Origin of the sequence: Sphingomonas sp. AP4-R1 (assembly GCF_013113735.1) — a bacterium.
Taxonomy (GTDB): Bacteria; Pseudomonadota; Alphaproteobacteria; order Sphingomonadales; family Sphingomonadaceae; genus Sphingomonas_I.
Window position 1 is genome coordinate 1,049,766 of the sequence record NZ_CP053346.1, and the last position, 21,190, is coordinate 1,070,955.

Here is a 21,190-nt window from a genome sequence, read left to right on the forward strand (position 1 = left end):
CGTCCTATCTCCCGGAGCCTTGTCCCGATGAGCGATATCAAGCGCGTCGTCCTCGCCTATTCCGGCGGCCTCGATACGAGCGTTATCCTGAAATGGCTGAAGGAGACCTACCAGTGTGAGGTCGTGACCTTCACGGCCGATCTGGGCCAGGGCGAGGAACTGGAGCCGGCGCGCAAGAAGGCCGAGCTGATGGGCGTGAAGCCCGAGCATATCTTCATCGATGATCTGCGCGAGGAATTCGTGCGTGATTACGTGATGCCGATGATGCGCTCGAACGCGCTGTACGAAGGCCTGTATCTGCTCGGCACCTCGATCGCGCGGCCGCTGATCGCCAAGCGCCAGATCGAGATTGCACGTCAGGTCGGTGCCGATGCCGTCAGCCACGGCGCGACCGGCAAGGGCAATGATCAGGTGCGCTTCGAGCTGGGCTATTATGCGCTCGCGCCCGACATCAAGGTGATCGCGCCATGGCGCGAGTGGGATCTCACCAGCCGCACCCGCCTGATCGAATATGCCGAGCAGCACCAGATTCCGGTGCCCAAGGACAAGCGCGGCGAGAGCCCCTTCTCCACCGACGCGAACCTGCTCCACACCTCGTCCGAGGGCAAGGTGCTGGAAGATCCGTGGGACGAGGTGCCGGATTACGTCTTCTCGCGCACCGACAATCCCGAAACCGCGCCCGATACGCCCGAGATCATCACGATCGATTTCGAACGCGGCGATGCGGTGGCGGTGAACGGCGTGGCGCTGTCGCCGGCGGCGTTGCTCACCAAGCTCAACGAGCTGGGCAAGCTGCACGGCATCGGCCGCCTCGATCTGGTCGAGAACCGCTTCGTCGGCATGAAGAGCCGCGGCATGTATGAAACGCCGGGCGGCACCATCTATCATCTCGCGCATCGCGGGATCGAGCAGATCACGCTGGATCGCGGCGCCGCGCACCTGAAGGACGAGCTGGCTCCGCGCTATGCCGAACTGATCTATAACGGCTTCTGGTTCTCGCCCGAGCGCGAGATGCTGCAGGCCGCGATCGATCACAGCCAGGAAAAGGTGTCGGGCACCGTCCGGCTGAAGCTCTACAAGGGCTCGGTCAACGTCATCGGTCGTCGTTCGCCCAACAGCCTCTATTCGGAGAAGGTCGTCACGTTCGAGGACGATCAGGGCGCCTATGACCAGCGCGACGCGGCCGGCTTCATCAAGCTCAACGCGCTGCGTCTGCGTCTGCTGGGCCGGCGCGACCGCTGATCGCGTCTGGGCGTGCGGCATGGTCTGCACGCCCGTCCCGCACCTCTGACGACAGCCCCGCAGGGCCGATATCATGCCATTTTGCCGTGCGCGTACGGAACTACTGGATCGCAGGTTTCGTTTACGCTACGAAAATAAGAAAATAGGCGAGGATGTCATGGATCAGGTTGGAGGGCGTGCCCTCACATTCGATCGCAAGATTGCGAGCATGTCGTGGGACGTCGATCGCGCTTATGGCGCGATGACGGTGCGCGACCTCGAAGGCCTTACCCGAGCACTGGTTCTGGCCGTTCCCGTGTCCGCCTTGCTCTGGATCGGCTGCGCCGCCGCTTTGCTGAGCGCGATTCGCTAGTCTCGAATCGGGACGATCCGGGCGCCATGTCCGGACGATAAAAAATTCTTCCGTCTGCGCGAACGCGGCGATTTTCCGCCTGAATCTGCGGGCTGACGGACGGAAACGGACCGAATTGTCGGTCTCCGCCATTGAGCATCCTAACGGTTTGTTATACTGCGCCCCTAGTCTTGGGGCGCTTCTGCCCGAAGCGCCTTTCCGCGCTAGAAATGATCGCCACGTGACTGTGATCGCGGGCCTTTTTCTTCAGCTTGGTTTCCTGAACATTCCGCAATGCACCCAGTCGATTCGAGCTGGTCGATGGCCGGCGATGCGCGCGTGAAGAAGATCTTCCACACCTGTGTCGGTCGGAAGTGGCCGTTTCAGGGCGAACAGGGTTAATCGCGCGCTTACCTTCTATCTTTTGCATCGCAGCAAGGGTATGACCGTCGGGCTGGTGCCACTCATCAGAGGACTGGTAAGTAACATGGCGAGTATCGCGTTGGGAGAGCGGCTCTTGCCCGAAACGGGCCGCAAGCAGAACGAGGGTAAGCGCTGGGGTCGTTCGGTCGATCTGGTGATGACCCGGCTGTTCGATATTTGCGCCAGTCTGGCGTTGCTGATGTTTCTGGCTCCGCTGATGATTGTCGTCGCGGCGCTGATCGTCATCACCAATCCCGGCCCCGTGATTTTCGGGCACAAGCGTCTTGGCCGCGATGGCCGGACCTTCCACTGCCTGAAGTTCCGCAGCATGGTCACGGACTCGCAGGAGCGGCTCGCGCAGCTGCTGGCGACCGACGCCGAGGCGCGGCGCGAGTGGGAGCGGGATCACAAGCTCAAGAACGATCCGCGTATCACGCCGATCGGCGCGTTCCTGCGCAAGAGCAGCCTGGATGAGCTGCCGCAGCTCTTCAACGTGCTGCGCGGCGACATGAGCCTGGTCGGCCCGCGTCCGATCGTGATGGACGAAGTGCGCCGTTACGGCCGCTATTTCAGCCATTATTCCCAGGTTCGTCCCGGCATCACGGGCCTCTGGCAGATCAGCGGCCGCAACAACACGACCTATCGTCGTCGCGTCGCGCTGGACGTCGCCTATTCGCGCTCGCGCTCGCTGGCGCTCAACCTGAAGATCCTTTTCATGACCGTGCCCAGCGTGCTGCTGGCGAAGGGCTCTTACTGAGCCGTTGCCGGGGGCGGGCATCGTTCCGAAGATCGATCCCTTCCGGGGCCGCCGCGGAGCTTCCGTCGGCGGCCTTGCTTTAGGCGGCGTGTCAGTCGGCCTGGCCGGCGGCTCCGTCCAGCCAGAGCCGGTAACGATCGATCGATTCCTGGCTGTCGAATTCCCACCAGCTCTCACGCGGCACCATCACGGCCTGCGGCGGGACATCGGCGAGGCCGGCGATGATGCTGTGCCATGTCAGCATGCGCTGCTCGGCCTTTTCGCGCTCGATCCCGGCGCGGACGACCTCGCGGACCCGCGCGAGCGCGGCCGATCCCCTGATCTGCAGCAGGCCCGCCGAAACGGGCAACGCGTCCACGGCCGCCAGATGCTTGGCGGCGACGCGGATCCCTTGCTCGTCGAGCTGGAGCTGAACGTCGTCCGCATCGCCGCCCGCCCCGATCGGGCTGGCGAGCAGCGCGATCTCACTGTGCGAGGCGGCCAGCGCGGCCAGAGCCTGCGGCTGGAAGATCGTATCGCCGTTGCCGATCGTGACGACGCCCCCGGCGTCCTCCAGACCTTCGAGGCCGATCTCGATCGAGCGGAGGGGCCCGGCCACGGCATGATCCGGGTTCGTCACCGTTTCGGTCACGGGGCCGCCCTGCCTGGCGGCGACGAAATCCGCGACCGCGCCGGCGCCGTAACCCGTCACGATCCGCACGCGCGCCTGCGGATCGACCGTCGCGATATTCCCCAGATTATGGTCGAGAATGGCCCGCCCATCGACATCGACGAGGATCTTGGCGCGGTTGCTCGTCAGCACGCCCATCCGTGTGCCGCTGCCTGCGCCGAGAAGGATATAGATCAAATCGAAAGGGCTCCGCTGGCCTCTGGCATTGGGCCGGCTCGGCTAGCCATGCCGCCCGTGCCGGTCAATCGACGGCGCGCGCCCTGCCTGGCCAGTTGCTGTTTCACGCGTCCAGTCTCCTCCGCGAAACCCGGTCCGCATGGCAGCGGGATGTCCGCATCCGCGCGTCCATGGGATGGGCGCGGGGGCGATGGCGCGCCCGATCGGCGTCGCCCGACCGGATCATCATCGCCCCGGAGCCTGCCTCTGTCAAAAAATGGTCACGGCCGGATTCCCTCGGCGATCACGCCCTGGGCGATGCCAAAGGCGCGCGGAAAGCGCCCAATATCAAGCTCGACATCATGACCGAAACGGCTAAGGAAGAGGGGAAGCCCGGCTCGATCGGACTTTTCCCATCTTATCCTGATATTGGACAGCCCGAGACGATGAACGTCGCAGGACCGGGGATAGGAACGCCTCGGCCTGCCGGGCCGATGCGGATCTGCCTTGTGCTGGAGGCGTCCGGGGGCGGCGCGGGGCGCCATGTGCTGGATCTGTCGCGCGGCCTGATCGCGCGCGGGCATGACGTCCATCTCGTCTATTCGCCGGTGCGGGCCGAGCCGATCTTCCTCGATGCGCTGCGCGAGGCGAAGGTCAGCCTCAGCGAACTGGAGATGAATCGCGGCATCGGCCCCGGCGATTTCAAGAGCGCGCTGCGGCTGGGCCGTCTGCTGAAGCGGATCGGCCCGTTCGATATCGTCCATGCCCACAGCTCGAAGGCGGGCGCGATCCTGCGGCTGGTGCCGTCGTTGCAGGGCAAGATCGTCTATACGCCGCACGCCTTCCGCTCGCTGGATCCGACCACGTCGTTCCTGGCGCGGATGTTCTTCGACGTCGCCGAATCCCTGCTCGCGCTGCGGACCGATGCGATCGTGCTGGTTTCGCGTGACGAGCTGGATCATGCGCGGCGTCTGGGCATTGCCGGCCGCAAGCTGCACGTCGTCCGCAATTCCATTCCGCCGCTGGCGTTGCGCGATCGCGCGGCGGTGCGGGAGGAACTAAGCGTGGCCGGTTCCGCGCTGGCGGTGGGCTTCATCGGCCGCTTCTCGCATCAGAAGGCGCCCGAGACGTTCGTGGCGGCGATGGAGCGCGTGATGGCGGCGCATCCCGATGTCGTGGCGGTAATGATCGGCGACGGCGATCTGCGCGATTCGGTGGCCGGATGCGTGGCGAGGAGCGCCTATGCGGATCGCTTCCGCCTGCTCGGCGCCAGGCGCAGTGCGGATTATCTCGCGGGCTTCGACGTGCTGCTGATGACGAGCCGCTATGAGGCGATGTCCTATGTGATGCTGGAGGCGCTCGCGGCGGGCCTGCCCCTCGTCACCACGCCCGTCGCCGGCGCGAGCGAGATCATCGTGCAGGACGGCAATGGTGTGATCGTCGGCTCGCACGAGGCGGCGCCTGTCGCCGAGGCCGTCGGCAGGATCGTGGGTGACCGAGCTTTGCTTTCCGGGATGAGCGACATGGCTGTGCAGCAGGACAAGAGCATCAACGGCGATCATATGGTGATCGAAACCGAGCAGCTTTACCGCCAGTTGCTGGGCCGCGCATGAGCCTCGCGCCGCGTACCGTCTTCATCAACGGCCGCTATCTCACCCAGCCGCTCAGCGGCGTGCAGCGTTATGCGGAGGAGATCGTCCGCGCGCTGGATGCCCGCATCGGCGCGGGCGCGGCCAAGGCCCGTTACGTGCTGCTTTGCCCGCCCGGCGCTCGCGCTGCGGGGCTGTCGAACATTCCGCAGCAGACGATCGGCAAGCGGTGCGGCCATGTGTGGGATCAGCTGGATTTCGCGCTGGCCGCGCGCAGGGGCGTGGCTTTGTGTCTCGCCTCGGTGGGGCCGATCGCGCTGTCGCGGCAGGTGGTGGTGATCCACGATGCGGCGGTGCAGCGCCATCCCGAGCATTTCAGCAAGGGCTATGCCGCCGTCCACAAGACGATCGACTGGATCGTCGCGCGCCGGGCGAAGCTCGCCACCGTCTCGGATTTCTCGAAGGTCGAGCTGGCCGAGGTGCTGGGCGTGCCGGCCGATCCCATCATCGTCGCCAAGAATGGCGCCGAGCATCTGCAGATCGCGCCGGATGCGGGCGTGGTCGATCGGCTCGGTTTGGCGAACACACCCTACTTCCTCGTGCTGGGCAACATCACGCGGAACAAGAACCTGGCTGTGGCGATGCGCGCGCTGGCCCTGCTCCAGCCCTCGCCGATCAAGCTGGTCGCGGTCGGGCGGCTGGATGCTTCGGTGTTCGGCAAGGGTTTCCTGCCGCCGATGGGGGACGGGCTGGTGTTGCCGGGGCGTCTGGACGATGCCGAGGTGGCGGGCCTGATGCGCCAGGCGCGCGCGCTGATCTTCCCCAGCCTCTATGAAGGCTTCGGCATCCCGCCGCTGGAGGCGATGGCGAATGATTGCCCCGTTCTGGCCAGCACCGCCGATGCGATCGTGGAGACGTGCGGCGAGGCGGCCGAATTCTTCGCCCCGCATGACGAGGAGGCGCTGGCGGCCCTGATGCGCCGCGCGGCGGAAGATGATGGCAGCTGGCGCGCGGAGCGGATCGCCGCCGGCCGCGTGCGGCTCGGCCAGTTCAGCTGGCGCGCCTCCGCCGATACGCTGGCCGGGGTGGTCGAGGGAATGGCCCGCTAGGCCGGACCAACAATAAGATCGTTCGAAAAGACGAGCGCGACGTCATTCGCTTCGCCATCCCGGATCAAGCCTGTCCTGAGCTTGTCGAAGGGGCCGGGGTGACGGCGGGAAGAACGGAAAACGGTGAATGGGGATCCGGCCCTAGGCCGACTTGGCCTTCGGCCCGAAGGCCTCGCGATAGACGTTTCCGATCGCAGGCAGATGGCCGTCGCTCAGGCGGGCGTTGATGCCGCCATCGGTGCGGTCCCAATAATTGTGGTGGGACAGGCGGGGGCCCTGCGCGGCGATCCACTGCGTCATCAGCCGCATGAATGCGGTCGCGCGATCATCGTCCACGCCCCATTCGGACAGGCCGATCAGCTTGCCGTGCTTCCGGCCGAAGCCGGCCAGCCAGTCGAGCCCGAACGGCTGCGACTTGCGATAATAGAAGATGCCGAGGCCCGCATCATTGTGCCCCTGATCGTCGTACAGCGCCTGATAATAGACATCGAGGCTCACGACATCGACGACATCGTCGCCCGGATAGCAGCTTTCCGGATCGATCCCGCCGCGTCCGATATTGGGGCACCAGTCGAAATAGAAGAGCGGGGAGGCACGGCGGAACAGGGTCGCGATCCGGCGATAGGCGGCCACATAAGCGGCGGCATTCCACTGTCCCGCCGCATCGCGCGCGGCCAGCGTCTGGCTCTCCAGATTGAACTCCCACGGCAGGCGCACGCAGATGCGCCCGGCCCGTTCGGGATAGAGGGCGCGGATCGCGCGCGCGATCCGCGTGTAGAGCGCATCCTGCTTGCCTGCCGCCACATCGGCATAGGCGTCCTTTCCGCCGACCGGCACCGACCAGTGGACCCGGCGCCCGTCCGCGATTGCGTGGCGGCCGAGATCGGGGATGAACTCGATCGAATCCGCCAGGCGCTGCCAGCTCTCCTGATTGAAGTAGAGCAGGTCATGATCCTCGGTGCGGCCCAGCCAGCGGCGCCAGTCCGCCATCAGCTTCGCATCGTTGCCGGTGACCACGCCCAGCTGTTGCGTGGGGATTTCCGGATGAGCGGCGGGCGCGGCCGCGCCGCGGCAATCGGTGAGCGCTGCTGCAACGCCGCATACTCCCAGCCGCATCGCGGCGCGGCGATCGATCCCGGATCGTTCGATCATTCCTGTGGACACCGATCATCCTCACGCGATGCGGGCAGGATTGCCAGGGCAAGGTCGGACCGCTCCAACGGTGCTGGTCCTTGCGGGTGATAAGCCGCCTGTGCAAACTAGCTGCAGCAGGCGAGGTTCCGGCCCGGCCCGGCATCGCCGCCCGGGGTGCGGAAGCCCGCGCTGGGCGGAATCTCGCTCGATCAGAGAGTAGGGCGGATCATGAAGGCCGATAAAGTCGGAAATCGAGCGACCTTCGCATCCCGCATTGCAGCGCAGGATGGCAGGCCCGTGGGGTTCGACTATCTTCGCCTGACGCTCGCGCTGCTGGTGATCATCCTCCATGCGCCGTTCGTCGTGCGCGGGCAGGCCGGTGTGGATTCGGTGTGGAACGATAGTTTCATGCCGCTCTTCCGGCTGGTCGTGCCGATGTTCTTCGCGCTGAGCGGCTTTCTCGTGGCCGGCAGCTTCGAGCGGTGCCGCACGATGCTGATGTTCTTCGGCCTGCGCGCGATCCGGATCTTTCCGGCGCTGGCGGTGGAAACCGTGATCTCGGCCCTGATCCTCGGGCCGTTGCTGACCGAATTTACGCTCGGCCGCTATTTTTCGGATCCGCTGTTCGCCCGATATGCACTGAACATGCTCGGCGAGCCTCAATATTTCCTGCCGGGCGTGTTCGCGCACAATCCCTTCCCGGATATGGTCAACGGACAGCTCTGGACGATCCCGTTCGAGCTGTTCTGCTATATCTCGATCGGCATCATCGCGCTTTTCCGGGCCCGGAAATATCCGGTCGTGGCGCCGCTGGCGACCGTGGCGGCGACATTGGTCTATCTGGTGGCGCGCTATATCCATTGGGGTAGCCTGCCAGACATTCACCGCAGTCTGGCGGGGCCGCTGCTCATCCCGTGCTTCCTCGCGGGTGTAAGCCTCTATCTCTACCGGCACGTGATTCCGGCCACGCATGCGCTGGGGATCGTTTCGCTGGCGATATCCGCCCTGTTTCTGGCGATTCCGGGCCTGCCGCAATTCCTGGCACCGTGGCCGCTGGCCTATGCGACCGCTTATCTCGGGTGCCTGAAGCTTCCGCGTACCTGGTTCAGCGCGGGTGCCGATTATTCCTACGGAATCTATCTATACGGTTTCCCGGTTCAGCAGATGGTCGTCTATTTCACGTTCTCGCGCGATTCCCTCCTGCTGAACGTCGTCGCATCCGTTGCGATCTGCACGGCGATCGCCGCCTTTTCCTGGCGCTTCATCGAAAAGCCGGCGCTCAAGCTGAAGACGAACCTGTCGGCGGTCGAGAAAAAGTGGCTCGCATGGCATGGCGCGCGCCGTGCGGGCCTCCTGGCGGCCGAAGCCGAGCTTTGATGATGCACGGCCCGCGTCGCCGTCTGGTGGCCTGAGACGGATCCCTGAAGCCGGGATCGGCCGGGTGCGGAATCCATCCCCTCAGGCGGCTGGTCGGTCCGGATCGGTCGCCTGCGCGTCAAGCCGCACCGACATGGCCGGATCCCAGATCGCATAGGTCTTCTTGAACACGACCGATTCGATCACGCCCTGCGCCACGCCGAACAGGCTGAGCAGCGCGGAGGAGAAGAGCGAGAAGGGCTTGATCTGCGCCTTTTCGCCGATCAGCAGCAGGATCGCGGCCAGCAGCACGACGCCGCCCACCGCCGCAGCCCCCGCCACCGCGCCGATCGCGGCCAGCAAAGCGAGGCCGGCGCCCGCCACGAAGAAGGGCATCAGCCACTTCATCGGCCGGTGCGAGACATAGGCATAGAGCGGCAGCGCGGCCATTCGCCGCAGCCGGGGCCACATCGCGCGATGGACGTTGATCGCCTGGCAGGCGATCCGCTGCTTGCGCCGCTTCTCCTCGTCCGCGCCGGTGGCGCTGCGCTCGAACACCTCGACATGATCGACCGAGACGATCCGGCTGCCGGATACGAGGATCTGGAGGCTGAGATACAGATCGTCGATCAGGTGGGGCGGCGGCGGCGTGTGCAGCGCGCGCCGCATCACGAACATCGCGCCATCGCAGCCGACCAGCCCGATCCGGTCGCTTTCGATCCGTTTGATCCATTCCTCGAGCGCCCAGTAGAAGGAGCCCAGCCGGCTGGTCGAGGATTCGCGGCTGTTGGAATAGATGAGTTGGGCGGTGGTGCAGCCTACCGTCGGATCTGCGAGCGGCGCCGTCAGCTCGATCGCGACATCGGCCTCGCTCTCGACATTGGCGTCGGTGAACATCAGCAGGTCGCTCTGGCTGCGCGCCACCAGCAGGTTCATGCCATAGGTCTTGCCGGCCCGCTCGGTGCCGATGACGAGTTCGATCCGGTCGGCATAACGCTGGGCGATGACGGCGGTGTCGTCGGAGGGCGCATCGGTGTAAACGTGGATCGTGGCCGGGCCATAGGCCTCGGCGATTTCGATCAGCCGCTCGATTTTCGCGGCGATCACGCTCTCCTCGCGATAGGCGCACATGCAGATGGCGAGCGACGGGCGCGGAGCATCGGCCGCGCGCAGCCGGACGGGCGGCCGCTTGCGGACGAAAAGCGCCAGACTGACAGGATAGGTCAGTATCGGGTGGACCGCGAGCAGCATCAGCGCCCCGGCCATCGTCACTGCCAGATCAAAGCCCGTGCCGATGATGGCCCCCGAACGGTACGGAAAAGAACAACCGATTCGCCACGTCTCACATCTTCGCTAACGGGCAGATAATGCCCGCGTAGCACGAGCCTGCCGAAAGGGAAATTGACGCGACACGTGCACGAACTGCCGGAGTTCCGGCCTTTCCAACAAGACTCGACAGTAACGATCGTTCCAAGGAGCTAGCGGTTTACGATATTTTCAGCCATGCAGGATGGCGGGAGTGGATGCTGCATCGCAGCATGTTGACGCGGGCTGCGGCTTCGTAGAGGTTGCTGCCCGAGTAGAGGGGCGTGAGAATGGTACGCAAGACGATCGCATGTGTCGGGCTGCTCGCGATGATGCTGGGCAGCGGAGCAAATGTTGCCCTTGCACAGTCGGCGCCGGCCAGCGCCCCGGCCGGGGCTGGCTCCGGAGGCTATACGCTTGGGCCCGGAGACAAACTTCAGATCACCGTTTACGGCGAGGAAGATCTTTCCAGCGAGCAGCAGGTGGGGCCCGACGGCACCGTCGCGATCCCGCTGATCGGCCGCGTTCCGGCCACGGGGCGCACCACGACCGCGCTGACCGACGAGATCCGCTCCAAGCTGGCCGAAGGCTTCGTCCAGAATCCGAGCGTGACCGTCACGATCACCACCTATCGCCCGTTCTACATCCTCGGCGAGGTCAATACGCCGGGGCAGTATGAATATGCGAACGGCATGACCGTGATGTCTGCCGTGGCGCGTGCCGGCGGCTTCACGTACCGCGCCAAGAAGGGCGAGGTCTTCGTGAAGCATGCGGGCGGCCAGGAAGAGCGCGTGAAGCTGACCGGCGATCTGCCGATCCAGCCGGGTGACACGATTCGCGTCGGCGAGCGCTACTTCTGATGACAAACGCTCGCGTGCGGCCGCGAGCGAGCGGCCGCTCCGGCTCCGTCGGGTTGCGGGACATGCGTCGTGCGATGGGCCTCGGCCTGCTTGTCGCGGGCGCCATCTGGCCGACGGCGGCTTCGGCGCAGTTTTACGGCCAACTGCTGGAATCGGAGATTCCGCTCAAGACCGTCACCGGTCGAAACCTGGGCGTGCGCGATCGGCTGAAGCCTGAACTCGACCAGATCGGGATGTCCGTCGGCAGCTTTCACATCCTGCCGGCCGTGGCGGCCGGCGTGGGCTATACCAGCAACGTCATCGGCGCCGAGGTGAACAAGAGCGCGGATGGCTATGCCGAGATCCGGCCGGAGCTGGCGATCCGCAGCGACTGGACGCGCCATTCGCTGAACGCGATCGTGCAATATGATGGCCTGCGTTACTTCAACACCAAGGCCAAGAATCAGGATGGCTTCCTGGCCCGGGTGGAAGGTTCGCTGAACGTCCATGACGAAAGCAGCATCATCGGTTCGGCCTCCTTCCGCCGCACCTACGAAGATCAGCAGGAGGCGACCTTCCCGGCCAATGGCGGCGGCGCCATCTCGGTCGAGCAGCCGCAGGCGCAGCTGCGCGCGACCTATGTCGTCAATCGCGTGCGCCTGACCGGAAGCGTCGATTATAACGGCTTCTCCTACGGCGATACGATTTCCACCACCGGCGCGCGGCTCGACCTCTCGTTCCGTAATCGCGACGTCTATCGCGCGAGCGGGCGCTTCGAATATCTGCTGGGGCAGGACAACAGCATCTTCGGCCAGGCCACCTACCGCCGCACCGATTATCGCACCTCGGTCGTCGCCGACGATCGCACCAGCAACGAATGGCGCGTGGGCCTCGGCGCGATCGCCGACGTGACGAATCTGGTCCGGGTCGCCGGCGCGGTCGGCTATTATCATCGCACCTACGACAACAAGTCCGTCTACCGTTCGGTGGGCGGCCTCGCGGTGGACGTGCGCGCCGATTATTATCTGTCGCAGCTGACGACGATCACCGCGATCGTCTCGCGCCAGATCGAGGAAGCCGCCGTCACCGGATCGTCTGGCTATGTCGCGACCCGCTATGGCGCGCGGGTGGATCACGAACTGCTCCGCAACCTGATCCCCTATCTGTTCGCGGATCGCTTCCTCTCGAAGTTCAAGGGTGTCGATCGCGACGATCGCTCCTGGGATGCAGGCGGCGGGGTCGATTATCGGCTCAGCCGGATCTTCATGCTGTCGCCGAACGCGGCCTATGTGTCGCGCACCAGTGTGGGCACGGCCCGCGGGCCCAACATCAACGAACTCCGCGGGCTGATCACGCTGAAGTACACGCCTTGATCGCCCTTTCGCCCATCGTCGAACGCCCCGGACGTCTCGTCCGCATCCAACGAGCAGGTCTCCTATGAATCCAGAACAAGAGGCAGCCACGACCCAGGATCTGGCGGGCATTGTTTCGCGCTTCCGGCGTCATGTGCCGATCGGCCTGGCGATCATTTTCGTCATGCTGCTGCTCGCTTATGGCGGCACGAAGATGATGACGCCGCGTTATTCCGCGGCGGCGCAGCTGAGCTATGCACCGCAGCAGGCCCTGTCCCGTGACGGGCAGGCGGCACCGCCCCAGCAGATGAGCGACTCCGCGCGCGACGCCGCCGTCGAATCGCAGCTGCAGATCGCCATGTCGCTGCCGGTCGCGATCCAGGCGCTGAAGAATCCCCAGGTCGCGAACGATCCGCATATCCGTTCGCGGGCCAAGGCGTTCGATCCCACCGGCAAGTCCAGCGATGCGCTCGCCGCGTCGCTGCTGGCGAGCGTCACCACGGCGCGTCTCGGCACTACGCCCTTCTTCACGATCGGCTATTCGGATACCGATCCGCTCGCCGCGGCGCGCATCGCCAATGCGGTGGCCGCCGCCTATCTGGTGGTGCAGGCCGAACAGAAGCTGGGCCAGGGTTCCGCTACCTCGAACCAGCTCAAGGCCCAGGTCGACAAGCTGCGCGCGCAGGCCGAGCAGGCCGACGCCGCCGTCGCCGCTTACCGGCTCAAGCACAATATCCTGACCGATCCGAATGCCTCGATGCCCGACAACGAGATGTCGAACATCGGCGTGCAGCTGTCCGATGCGCGCGGTGCCGCCGCACAGGCGCAGTCGCGCAGCGCGGTCAGCGGATCGACCGTCATTTCGGGCGGCGTCGATACCACCGCGCTCGCCACGCTGCGCGAGCAGCGGGCCGAGGCGTCGCGCGATCTGGCGGGGCTCGCCTCGCGTTATGGCGATCGCAACCCGCAGGTGATCGATGCGCGCCAGAAGGTCGCCGATCTCGACGATGCGCTGGCCAAGGAAATGGCGAGCATGTCGCGCAGCGCGCGGGCCGAATCGAATGCGGCGGCGGCCCGCTCGGCCTCGCTCCAGTCCAGCCTCGCCCAGGCGCAGGCCAAGCTGGCGGGCACGGTGAATGCCGGCGTCCAGCTGGCGGAGCTGCAGCGCCGGGCCGATAACGCCCATACGCTCTACACCAACCTGCTCACTGCATCGGGCCAGCAGAATGCCAATGCGGCGATGATCCAGCCCGACGCGCAGCTCGTCACGCCGGCGGTCGCGCCGCTGGCGCCGTCGTCGCCGAAGATGCTGATCAACCTGCTGGTCGGCTTCATCGCGGGCCTCGCCATCGCCATCGCCGTCGCTTACCTGCGCGAGCGCTGGTCGCAGACGATCAACACGATCGAGGACGTTCAGCGCCTGCTCGGCGTCGAATTCCTGACGACGATTCCGACGCTGCAGTCGGCGATCGACAAGCCCAAGACGCGCGATCCGGCCGAGGCGGTGATCCTGCATCCGCTGTCCTCTTATGCGGAAGCGTTCCGCAGCCTGGCGCAGACGCTGGTGTTCGACGCGCGCAAGTCGGAGGCTCCGGGCGGCCGTGTGATCGGCGTCGGCTCCGCGCTGCCGCGCGAGGGCAAGACGACGACGACCATCTCGATCGCGCGCGTGCTCGCGATGGGCGCCACCAAGGTGGTGCTGATCGACGCCGATCTTCGCCGCCGTTCGGTGACGGAGACGCTGGCGCCCTCCACCCAGAAGGGCTGGATCGACGTGCTGAACGGCACGGCGACGCTCAGCGAAGTGATGATCGAGGATCAGACCGGCGCGATCGTGCTGCCGCTGGCGCCGGGATCGGAGCGCGCCCAGCGCGTGTTCGACGGTGACGCGTTCGAAAAGATGCTGACGCATCTGCGCGAGCATTTCGAAGTCGTCGTGGTCGATACCGCGCCGGTGCTGGCGCTGGTCGACACGCGCGCGATGATGCCGCATCTCGACTCGTTCGTGCTGCTCGCCCACTGGCGCACCACGCCGGTCAAGGCGATCCGCGCCGCGTTGCATCAGCTGGATACGATCGGTGCGGCCGTGGCCGGCGTCGCGATGACGATGGTCAATCTCAAGACGCAGGCGCAGTCGGGCTATGGCGACGCCTCCTATTACTACAGCGAGATGAAGGACTATTACGTCAGCTCCTGATGGCCGTGCCGGGCGCGGCCAGCGGGTAAGGAGACGCGGGATTTCGAGCTCGTTCCTGGAGCGCCCGGTGCGCGCCCTGCTCGATCCGGTCGAGCGCCGGATCGGCGCCGGCCGGGCGGCACGGCTCTATGCGGTCGCCGATCAGGGCTCGTCCGGCGTCGCCAACATCATCGCCTTCGCCTTGCTCGGCCGGTCGCTGCCGGTCGGGCAGTTCGGCGCGATCGGCATGATGATCGGGCTGCATTATTTCATCGCGGGCTTCCATCGCTCGGCCGTGGTGCTGCCCTTCACCACCGATCATCGCGCGGATGGCGGCGGAGACGGCGCCCATAAGGAAGATACGGGCTGGTGGTGGCTGGGCTTCGCGCTCGCCATCCTGCTGTCGATCGCGATCGCGCTGGCGGGTCTCGTGGTCGGAGCCGTGGGGCGCACGCTGCCGAGCTGGCGCTGGCTGGCCGATCCGCTGTTGCTGACCGGCCTGATCTCGCCGGCCATGCTGGTGTGGGAATTCGCCCGTCGCTGGCTCTACAAGATCGAGCGGGCCGATATCGTGAGCGTCTGCTCGCTCGCTTATTTCGTGATGCTCGGCCTCGTCTCGTGGCTGGTCAGCCGCCATGCGCCGTCCGCTTATGCCGGGGCGCTGGGCTGGGTCGCGGCGAGCCTCGCGGCGCTGGCGCTGGCCTTGCCGACGCTCCGGCCGGGCCTGTTCGATCGCGCGGCGGCCACGCGTCTGATCCGCGAGAATCGCGCGGAAGCGGGCTGGCTCGCGGCGACCAACCTGCCTTACTCCGTCTATAGCAGCGCCTCGATCGTGGTGCTGATCGGGCTGCTGGTCGGCTCGGTCGCGGCGGCGGTCTTCTCGGCCGCGCGCACGCTCACCAATCCCGCGATCAGTCTCGTCTCCGCGATCGATTCGATCGACAAGCCGCGCGCCGCGCGGGCGTTCGCACGCGATGGCATGCCGGGGCTCCGCTCGGTCGTGCAGCGCTCCCGCCTGTCGATCGCGCTCGCGACGGGGCTCTATCTCGGGCTGGTCGCCCTGTTCGCCGGGCCGCTGATCGCTTTCGTGTTCAAGGGCCAATATGCGGGGCTGGAGCGCGAGGTGCGGCTGCTGGCGCTGGGCTTCTTCCTGTTCGGGCTGAACCTGCCGTCGGAAACGATGCTGATCGTGCTGCGCGCGGGCCGCGCGATGCTCACGGTGCGCACGATCACCGCCGTTGCCACGATCGCCGCGCTGGCGATCGGATCGGCGCACGGCGTCTCCGGCATGGCGATCGCCTTCGCGATCACGCAGGCGGCCAATTTCGTGCTGCTGCGCTTCATCGAGGCCGGCGTGGGCCGCCGCGTCGAGCGGGGTTTCGCATGAGCGGCACGCCCCGTTTCTCGATCGTGATCCTCACCTTCGCGCGCGAGGCGATCCTGGCGCAGGTGCTGGATCGGCTCGCCGGTCATCTCGCCGGCCGCAGCGATTACGAACTCATCATCGTCGACAACAATATCGAGCCAGTCGATCGCACCGCCCAGCTCGCGCCGTTCCATAGCGCGCGGCATTTGTGGGACGGGCGGAACAAGGGTGTCGTCGCGCGCAATCTCGGCTTCGATGCGGCGGCGGGCGAGATCGTCGTGCTGCTCGACGATGACGTGTTCGTCGACACGCCCGATTTCCTTGATCGCTTCGGCGCGCGCTTCACGGCCGCGCCGCGTCTGGGCTGCGTCACGATCCGCAAATATGTGAAGGGCGACACACGCCGCCGCGTCGATCTGATCCCGCACACCGACAAGAGCGTGGATCTCGCCAGGCCCTTCCCCACCTTCCGCTTCGTCGGCGGCTGCGTCGGCTTCCGCGCCGCGATGCTGGGCGAGACGGGCGGCTTCCTCCCCGATTTCTTCTACGGGCTGGAGGAGATCGAGCTGTCCTACCGGATGATCGATCGCGGCTGGACGCTCCTCTACGATCCCGACATCGTGTGCGAGGAGCTGGAGCATCCCGCCGGGCGCCGGCCCAAGCGGCTGGTGCAGGCGGATCGGCTGACGAACAAGTTCATCATCAGCTTCCTGCACATGCCGTCGCCCTATGTGTGGCTGAACCTGATCGCGTTTCCGCCTTATGCTTACTTCTTCTCGCGCGGGGAAATGGACGTGCCGCTGGCGGTGCGTCAGTTCGTCGCGTGGCTGCGCAAGCCCGATCGCCTGCGCCGCCACCCCATCGGCCGTGCGGCGCGCGACTATATCCGGCAATGCGGAGGACATTTGTGGCGGTGACATCCTTGCCCGCGCTGGGCCTCGGCTGCGCGCGGATCGGTTCGTTCAACAATCCCAGTCCGCTGGCGGAGAGCATCGCGCTGATCCGGGGCGCGATGGATCTGGGCGTGCGCCTGCTGGATACCGCCAACATCTACGGCCAGGGCGATAGCGAGCGCGCGATCGGCAAGGCGGTGCGCGGCGTGCGATCGGAGGCGTTCATCGTCACCAAGGGCGGCCTCGCTTTCTCGGCCAAGATGAAGCTGATGCGCCCGTTGAAGCCGCTCCTGCGGCCCCTGCTCGCGCGCGGCGAGATGCAGAACAGCGTCACCGCCAGCCGCGATTCCGTGATGCGCTCGGACTGGAACGAGGCGGGTCTGCTCGCCAGCCTCGACGGATCGTTGCGGCGGCTCGGCACCGACCGGGTCGATGCGTTCCTGCTGCACAGCCCGTCCGCCGGGGTGCTGGGCCAGCCTGGTCCCGCCGAGGCGCTGGCGAAGATCTCCGCCTCGGGCCGGGCCATGCTGGTCGGCGTCGCCTGCGACGATCTCGCCGCGCTGGATGCCGCGCTCGCGCTGGATCGCGTCGAGATACTCGAGCTGCCGTTCGATCTGCTCACGGAGATCGCCGACGGCCCCCGCGCCGCCGCGATCGCCGCGCGCCACATCGCGGTGATCGCGCGCGAGGTGGTGAAGCTGCAGCCGGGCGTCGATCCCGCGCAGGCGGTCGCCAACGCGCGCGCGATGCCGATCGTCAGCTCCACCCTGATCGGATCGCGCAGGCTCGATCGGGTGCGTGCGATCGCGCTGCAGGAGAGCCGGGCATGAAGATCGCGTTCGTCGGCTGCGGCTATGTGTTCGATATCTACATGCGCACGCGCTGGGCCTATCCCGAGATCGAGATATGCGGCGTGTTCGATCGCGACGCGAAGCGCGCCGAGGTGGTCCACCGCCATTACGGCTTCCCGCTCTATCCCGATCTGGAGACGTTGCTCGCCGATCCGCGCGTGGAGGTGGTGATCAACCTCACCAGCATCGCCTCGCATTTCGAAGTGACGCAGCGCGCGCTGGAAGCGGGCAAGCACGTCTATACCGAAAAGCCGATCACCACCGATCTGGCGACCACGCAGGAATTGTTCGCGATCGCCAAGGCGCATGATCGCATCCTCGCGGCGGCCCCCTGCAATCTCTATTCGGATGCGCTCGCCACCGTCTGGAAAGTGGTGAAGGAGGGCACGATCGGCCGCCCCGTGCTGGTCTATGCCGAGATGGACGACAGCCCCGCCCATCTGATGCACCTCGATAGCGTGCGCAGCCCCACCGGCGCGCCCTTTCCGTATGCCGAGGAGCTGCAGGAAGGCTGCACCGTCGAGCATATCGGCTATCATCTGGTGTGGCTGTGCGCGCTGTTCGGCCCGGCGATCGGCGTGACGGCCTTCTCCAAATTCCTGGTGCCGGACAAGGTGGCCGCGCCGCTCTCGCCGCCCGACACGCCCGATCTGTCGGTCGCCTGTCTCGATTTCGCGAACGGGGTCGCGGCGCGCATCACCTGCAGCTGGGTCGCGCCGCGCGATCACAGCCTCCGGATCATCGGCGATGCCGGGCAGATCAGCCTCGACAATGCCTTCCACGATCAGTCGCCGGTCTTTCTCGAGCGCTTCTCCCGCGTTTCGCTCAGCGCGCGCAAGGCTTACACGGCCCGCACCCAGCCTCTGGTCGGGCGGCGCTTCGGTATCGGTGGCGGCCGGCTGGATCTCGTCCGTCGCTGGAAATCGCACGCGGTGGAGCAGGAGCGGGGCGTCGGCCGCAGCCCCAAGCACAGATTGGTGAGCTGGCTGCGCCGCCGCGAAGTCTATGCGCAGGACAAGATCCTCGGCATCGCCGAGATGGGCAAGGCGATCGCGGAAGGGCGCCCGCAGCTGATGGCGCCCGATTTCCTGATGCACCTGAACGAGCTGACCCTGCTGGTGCAGGGCGCGGGATCGGAAGGGCGCACGGTGAAGCCCACCACCAGCTTCGCCCCGATCGACCTGCCCGCCGATTTCGCGACGACGCAGCCGGATTTCCAGAAGGCGCAGCGCCCGAAGTTTCTGGAGCGGCGGATTGCGGGTGTGGTCGGCCGAATGCAGCGATGATGCGGCGCAGCGCACTGGACGATCATGCTGCAGCACGGCATGACCGGGTGCCGGGCGCGCTGATGCCGCGCGGAACCATGTAGCTTTGGTTGACCGGATTCGGGGAGACATCGGGATGGCGGCGACGGCCCATCACGGCGCAGCGGTGGCTTCCGGCGAATTCACCATGCCGCCGCCCGAAGGCAGCAAGGTAGGGCGTCTCGGCCATATCGATGCGTTGCGCGGCATCGCCGCCGTTTTGGTGATGATCCAGCACACGCTGGAAATCGTCGCCGTGCATCCCGGCGCGCCGCTGTGGTTTCGCCATTGGGCGGACGCGATCAGCTTCTCCTTCTTCAATTTCGGGCGGGCGGGCGTGATCGCCTTCTTCCTGATCAGCGGCTTCGTCGTGCCGTTCAGCCTGAAGGAACCGCGCGCGCTGGGCGCCTTCGCCATCTCGCGTTTCTTCCGGCTCTATCCGGCTTACTGGCTGTCGCTGCTGATCTCGGTCACGTTGCTGCCCGCGCTCGGCCTCATCCATTTCCCGCTGAAGCAGGTGCTGGCCAACGTCACGATGCTCCAGTTCGCGCTGCGCCAGCCCGACGTGATCGGCGCTTACTGGACATTGTTCATCGAGATGGCCTTTTACGGCTGCTGCGCGCTCTGGTTCCTGTTCGGCGTGCTGCGCTCGGCGCGCTTTCTCGTCGCCACGACGATCGGCCTGCTGGGCCTCGCGCTGGCCGCCGCCTTCGTCCGCTATCACCACCCGCATGCGCCGCTGCCGGTGGGCTACATCAATTTCCTCGCCGCGATGCATATCGGCATGATCACGCGGCTGGCGATGCTGGAAGGCGATGCGCTGGCGCGGCGTCTGCTCGGGCCGATCGTCGGCCTCGCCCTGATCCTCGCGGTCGCCATCTCCTGGTTCGCTTATTCGAAGACGCCGGAGGTCGAGCCGTGGTTCGCGGGCGTCGCGGGCATCTATGTCGGCTATGCCCTGTTCTTCTATTGCGTCACGCAGCGCGCCTTCGCCAACCGCGTGACGCTGTATCTCGGCGGGATCAGCTATTCCTTCTATCTGTTCCACGGCCTGCTGCTCAGGCTCGGCCGGCCGATCGGCTTCGCGCTGCCCTGGTGGGAGGGCGCGCTCGTGATCCTGCTGTTCGCGTCGGCGCTGTCGATGCTGATCGCGACGTTCGTGTTCGAGTTCGTCGAGCGCCCGTCGGTGAAGATCGGGCACCGGCTGATGCAACGGTGGCGCGCGATCGGGCGCGATCGGCATGCGGATATCCGCGCGTGACCGGGACGCGGCGGAAATATCTCTCGCTGGAGGCGGGCCGCTTCTTCGCGGCGCTGGCCGTGGTGCTGTTCCACATCGATATCACGACGTCACAGCCCAAATATTTCGGCCATCATGTCGCGCGCTGGTTCGCCGGCGGCTTCTCCGGCGTCGAATTCTTCTTCGTCCTCAGCGGTTTCGTGATCGTCAGCGCCCATTATGCGGATCTCCGCAGCCCGGATAAGGCGGCCGTCACCCGGACCTTCCTGTGGAAGCGCTTCGTGCGGCTCTATCCGGCGCTGTGGGGGATTTTGCTGGTGCTGGCCCCCGCCGTCTATTTCGTCACGGCGCTTCAGTGGAGCGGCCCGGTGTCGCTCGTGGATGTCGTGGCCGCCTTTGCGATCACCCCGATCAGCGAGGATCGGATCCTCGCGGTCGAATGGACGCTGCGATACGAGGTGCTGTTCTATGCCTTGTTCGCGCTCCTGCTGTGGAAGCGTGCGCTCGGGATCAGCGGCTTCGCGATCCTCATCGGCCTCAGCCTGCTCAGCTATGCGGTATCCGTCAGCGGCATCGCGGGCTTTTTCGTCTCACCTTATCCGCTGATGTTCGTGGCGGGGGCGGCGATCGCCTTTGCGTCGCGCACCATGGCGCTGCGCTTCGCATGGCCGTCCTGCGCGATCGGGGCCGCCATTTTCCTGTGGCGCCTGAAAGTGTGCGCGGATCATCCGGCGCGTGAGGGATTGCTGTTCTGGGATTCCACCTTTTTCGGGCTGGGGGCGGCGCTGATCGTCTATGGCCTGGTCGCGTGGGAATCGCGGCGGCCCATCGCGGTGCCGAGGGCGCTGCAATATCTCGGCGCGGCATCCTATTCGATCTACCTGATCCATTATCCGGTGGTTTCGCTGTCCGCGAAAGTCGCGATGAAGCTGAGGCCGCATGTGACCGATCCGCTGCTGTTCGTGCTGATGGCCGTCGTCGCCGTGGGCAGCGGGATCGCCTATCACGAGGGCTTCGAAAAGCGCATCATCGCGCTGCTGCGCCGGGCCCCGCGCACGTCGGCGGCCCCGTCCATGGTCTCGGCCTGAACGGTTCGA

Annotated in this window: 18 protein-coding genes; 14 read left to right on the forward strand and 4 right to left on the reverse strand. The window is 66.0% G+C overall.

What is annotated here, in order from left to right:
- The first annotated feature begins 27 nt into the window (after window positions 1–27).
- Window positions 28–1,242: an argininosuccinate synthase gene (locus tag HL653_RS05115; RefSeq protein ID WP_171743565.1), complete on the forward strand. Its 1,215-nt coding sequence runs from the start codon at window positions 28–30 to the stop codon at window positions 1,240–1,242.
- 121 nt (window positions 1,243–1,363) lie between these two features.
- Here the strand turns inward: HL653_RS05115 and HL653_RS05120 are convergent, their stop codons facing one another.
- The gene (locus HL653_RS05120; RefSeq protein ID WP_171743566.1) at window positions 1,364–1,726 is read right to left on the reverse strand and encodes a hypothetical protein; all 363 of its coding nucleotides are present in this window, start codon (window positions 1,724–1,726) and stop codon (window positions 1,364–1,366) included.
- A gap of 289 nt (window positions 1,727–2,015) precedes the next feature.
- Between HL653_RS05120 and HL653_RS05125 the strand changes: the two genes are divergently transcribed.
- Window positions 2,016–2,753, forward strand: a complete 738-nt coding sequence (locus HL653_RS05125) for a sugar transferase (protein WP_253717557.1) — start codon at window positions 2,016–2,018, stop codon at window positions 2,751–2,753.
- Window positions 2,754–2,844: 91 nt separating this feature from the next.
- On the opposite strand, the gene HL653_RS05130 is transcribed toward HL653_RS05125, so the two are convergent.
- Window positions 2,845–3,600: an NTP transferase domain-containing protein gene (locus tag HL653_RS05130; RefSeq protein ID WP_171743567.1), complete on the reverse strand. Its 756-nt coding sequence runs from the start codon at window positions 3,598–3,600 to the stop codon at window positions 2,845–2,847.
- 473 nt (window positions 3,601–4,073) lie between these two features.
- On the opposite strand from HL653_RS05130, the gene HL653_RS05135 reads away from it, so the two are divergent.
- A complete protein-coding gene (locus tag HL653_RS05135; protein WP_171743568.1) occupies window positions 4,074–5,192 on the forward strand; it encodes a glycosyltransferase in 1,119 nt (372 codons plus the stop codon).
- A complete protein-coding gene (locus HL653_RS05140; RefSeq protein ID WP_171743569.1) occupies window positions 5,189–6,277 on the forward strand; it encodes a glycosyltransferase family 1 protein in 1,089 nt (362 codons plus the stop codon). The genes HL653_RS05135 and HL653_RS05140 overlap by 4 nt, the downstream gene beginning before the upstream one ends.
- A 141-nt stretch (window positions 6,278–6,418) precedes the next feature.
- Here HL653_RS05140 and HL653_RS05145 read toward each other — a convergent pair whose 3' ends face one another.
- Window positions 6,419–7,429 (reverse strand): hypothetical protein, encoded by a 1,011-nt coding sequence (locus HL653_RS05145; protein ID WP_171743570.1) that lies wholly within the window; start codon window positions 7,427–7,429, stop codon window positions 6,419–6,421.
- A gap of 279 nt (window positions 7,430–7,708) precedes the next feature.
- Between HL653_RS05145 and HL653_RS05150 the strand changes: the two genes are divergently transcribed.
- Window positions 7,709–8,788, forward strand: coding sequence for an acyltransferase (locus tag HL653_RS05150; protein ID WP_171743571.1), 1,080 nt, complete (start codon window positions 7,709–7,711; stop codon window positions 8,786–8,788).
- Window positions 8,789–8,869: 81 nt separating this feature from the next.
- Here HL653_RS05150 and HL653_RS05155 read toward each other — a convergent pair whose 3' ends face one another.
- Window positions 8,870–10,033, reverse strand: coding sequence for a glycosyltransferase (locus HL653_RS05155; RefSeq protein WP_253717986.1), 1,164 nt, complete (start codon window positions 10,031–10,033; stop codon window positions 8,870–8,872).
- Window positions 10,034–10,362: 329 nt separating this feature from the next.
- Between HL653_RS05155 and HL653_RS05160 the strand changes: the two genes are divergently transcribed.
- The 9 genes from HL653_RS05160 (at window position 10,363) to HL653_RS05200 (ending at window position 21,181) form a co-directional block, all read left to right on the forward strand.
- Entirely contained in the window at window positions 10,363–10,932 is a 570-nt protein-coding gene (locus HL653_RS05160; RefSeq protein ID WP_171743573.1) for a polysaccharide biosynthesis/export family protein, read from the forward strand.
- 62 nt (window positions 10,933–10,994) lie between these two features.
- Complete coding sequence (locus tag HL653_RS05165; RefSeq protein WP_171743574.1) at window positions 10,995–12,284, forward strand: outer membrane beta-barrel protein; 1,290 nt, start codon at window positions 10,995–10,997, stop codon at window positions 12,282–12,284.
- A 64-nt stretch (window positions 12,285–12,348) separates the two neighbouring features.
- Entirely contained in the window at window positions 12,349–14,460 is a 2,112-nt protein-coding gene (locus HL653_RS05170; RefSeq protein WP_171743575.1) for a polysaccharide biosynthesis tyrosine autokinase, read from the forward strand.
- 67 nt (window positions 14,461–14,527) lie between these two features.
- A complete protein-coding gene (locus tag HL653_RS05175) occupies window positions 14,528–15,826 on the forward strand; it encodes a lipopolysaccharide biosynthesis protein (RefSeq protein ID WP_171743576.1) in 1,299 nt (432 codons plus the stop codon).
- Window positions 15,823–16,722, forward strand: a complete 900-nt coding sequence (locus tag HL653_RS05180) for a glycosyltransferase family 2 protein (protein WP_171743577.1) — start codon at window positions 15,823–15,825, stop codon at window positions 16,720–16,722. Before HL653_RS05175 ends, HL653_RS05180 begins: the two co-directional genes overlap by 4 nt.
- The gene (locus tag HL653_RS05185) at window positions 16,713–17,528 is read left to right on the forward strand and encodes an aldo/keto reductase (protein ID WP_171743578.1); all 816 of its coding nucleotides are present in this window, start codon (window positions 16,713–16,715) and stop codon (window positions 17,526–17,528) included. The genes HL653_RS05180 and HL653_RS05185 overlap by 10 nt, the downstream gene beginning before the upstream one ends.
- Window positions 17,525–18,835 (forward strand): Gfo/Idh/MocA family protein, encoded by a 1,311-nt coding sequence (locus HL653_RS05190; protein WP_171743579.1) that lies wholly within the window; start codon window positions 17,525–17,527, stop codon window positions 18,833–18,835. Before HL653_RS05185 ends, HL653_RS05190 begins: the two co-directional genes overlap by 4 nt.
- A 115-nt stretch (window positions 18,836–18,950) precedes the next feature.
- Entirely contained in the window at window positions 18,951–20,114 is a 1,164-nt protein-coding gene (locus HL653_RS05195) for an acyltransferase (protein WP_171743580.1), read from the forward strand.
- Complete coding sequence (locus HL653_RS05200; RefSeq protein ID WP_171743581.1) at window positions 20,111–21,181, forward strand: acyltransferase; 1,071 nt, start codon at window positions 20,111–20,113, stop codon at window positions 21,179–21,181. Before HL653_RS05195 ends, HL653_RS05200 begins: the two co-directional genes overlap by 4 nt.
- The last annotated feature ends 9 nt before the right edge of the window (window positions 21,182–21,190 follow it).

Bases quoted from the DNA above. Each gene is read 5' to 3' on its own strand.
- HL653_RS05115 (WP_171743565.1), top strand. From the start codon at position 28: ATGAGCGATATCAAGCGCGTCGTCCTCGCCTATTCCGGCGGCCTCGAT.
- HL653_RS05120 (WP_171743566.1), bottom strand. From the start codon at position 1,726: ATGGCGGAGACCGACAATTCGGTCCGTTTCCGTCCGTCAGCCCGCAGA.
- HL653_RS05125 (WP_253717557.1), top strand. From the start codon at position 2,016: ATGACCGTCGGGCTGGTGCCACTCATCAGAGGACTGGTAAGTAACATG.
- HL653_RS05135 (WP_171743568.1), top strand. From the start codon at position 4,074: ATGCGGATCTGCCTTGTGCTGGAGGCGTCCGGGGGCGGCGCGGGGCGC.
- HL653_RS05140 (WP_171743569.1), top strand. From the start codon at position 5,189: ATGAGCCTCGCGCCGCGTACCGTCTTCATCAACGGCCGCTATCTCACC.
- HL653_RS05145 (WP_171743570.1), bottom strand. From the start codon at position 7,429: ATGATCGAACGATCCGGGATCGATCGCCGCGCCGCGATGCGGCTGGGA.
- HL653_RS05155 (WP_253717986.1), bottom strand. From the start codon at position 10,033: ATGGCCGGGGCGCTGATGCTGCTCGCGGTCCACCCGATACTGACCTAT.
- HL653_RS05160 (WP_171743573.1), top strand. From the start codon at position 10,363: ATGGTACGCAAGACGATCGCATGTGTCGGGCTGCTCGCGATGATGCTG.
- HL653_RS05165 (WP_171743574.1), top strand. From the start codon at position 10,995: ATGCGTCGTGCGATGGGCCTCGGCCTGCTTGTCGCGGGCGCCATCTGG.
- HL653_RS05170 (WP_171743575.1), top strand. From the start codon at position 12,349: ATGAATCCAGAACAAGAGGCAGCCACGACCCAGGATCTGGCGGGCATT.
- HL653_RS05180 (WP_171743577.1), top strand. From the start codon at position 15,823: ATGAGCGGCACGCCCCGTTTCTCGATCGTGATCCTCACCTTCGCGCGC.
- HL653_RS05190 (WP_171743579.1), top strand. From the start codon at position 17,525: ATGAAGATCGCGTTCGTCGGCTGCGGCTATGTGTTCGATATCTACATG.
- HL653_RS05195 (WP_171743580.1), top strand. From the start codon at position 18,951: ATGGCGGCGACGGCCCATCACGGCGCAGCGGTGGCTTCCGGCGAATTC.